Annotated in this window: 1 pseudogene; it reads left to right on the forward strand. The window is 67.7% G+C overall.

The window, feature by feature from the left end:
• Positions 1–1,565, forward strand: a pseudogene (locus tag M2103_RS13175) (hypothetical protein); the annotation flags it as partial.

Below are 1,565 nucleotides of genomic sequence, written 5' to 3' on the forward strand. Positions count from 1 at the left end.
CGCCTCGCCGCCTCGACCGACGCGAACCTCGGCAATACCGCGCTCTCCGGCTCTGGCGTCTTCGAGAAAATCGACGCCGCGACCACGCTCACCATCGCGCGCGCCAACGAAACCCTCACCGGCACGACCATCGTCACCGGCGGCACGCTGCGACTCGAAAACCTCCGGGGCGTCGGCACCAGTGCCGTCATCAACAACGCGATCCTCGACCTCGCCGCCACGGGCACCTTCGCCAACAACATCAGCGGCACCGGCACGACCGCCGTCACCGGCGCGGGCGTGAACCTCACCGGAACAAACTCCACCGCTTGGAACATCACCGGCTCGGGCACCGTTTCCACGACCGCGAACCTCGGCTTGGGCAACACGCACATCGACGGCCTGCTCGACATCGCCGCCGCCACCGCGTGGGCCTACTCGAACACGCTGACCGGCGCCGGCACCCTCGCCGTGAACCTCTCCGGCAACGCCTTCACCTTCAGCCCTTCAGCCTTCAGTCCTTCAGCCCTTTTCACCGGCGTCCTCGAACTCGGCCATTCCACCTTTGACCTGTCCGGCACCAACACCGCCGTTCTCACCGAAGCCACCTTGCAAATCGACGAAAACGCCTTCGTCGCCACCGGCAGCGGCGCGCAGCAAATCGGCAACCTCACGCTGCAATCCGGCACGCTCGCCTTCACGCTCGCCGCGAGCGGCACGGAGGCGGCCGGCATCATCCGCACCGGCACGCTCGCCGTCCGCGACACCGTCCTGGTCATCGACACCGGCGCCCTCGCCGACAACGCGCTCCCGCTGCTCCAGCAAGACGAGGGCCGCTCCGTCACCCTCGTTGAATCGACCACCCTTGCGGCCGGCGGCAAGACGCTCGTCACCGGCACGCACCTCGTTGATCACCACGGCAACCAAATCACCGACGCCGCGCAACTCGACATCAACCAGTCCGGCGACACCGTGGCCAGCGGCACCTACGACTTTGCCGCGGTCGCGAGCAACACCGGCATCCACCTCTCCTACGAGCTGACCGCGCTCGACCTTCTCGCCGGCAAGACCACGCTGCTCACCGGCGACATCGACGACGCGATTCTGAACGGGGCAGACGAACTGCACGCCAGGGTCACGGGCTCCGGCAACCTCCGCATCGAGGCAACCGATTCGATCACGCTCAACAACGCCAATGCCTACACCGGCACGACATTCGTCGCCACCGGCACGCTCGTCGCCGGCGCCGACAACGCCCTCGGCCAAACCGACCGGCTCCACATCAGATCCTCCGCCGCCTTCAACCTCAACGGCAAGGCGCAAGCAATCGCCAACGGAGGCCAAATCGACGGCCACATCACCGGCACCGGAGCGCTCACCCTCGCCGGCGGCACGATGACGATCACCACCTCGAACACCGCCTACACCGCGCAAACCAACATCAACGCCGGCGCCACCGCGCGCCTCGCCGACGCCGCCGGCCTCGGCACCGCCGCCATCGAACTCGAAGGCGTCCTGGTCCTGGACACCGCCGCCGACGGCACCCTGCAAAACACCCTCTCCGGCGCCGGCGCGCTCATCAAGGA

It is taken from the genome of Ereboglobus sp. PH5-5 (assembly GCF_029504805.1).
Lineage (GTDB): Bacteria > Verrucomicrobiota > Verrucomicrobiia > Opitutales > Opitutaceae > Ereboglobus.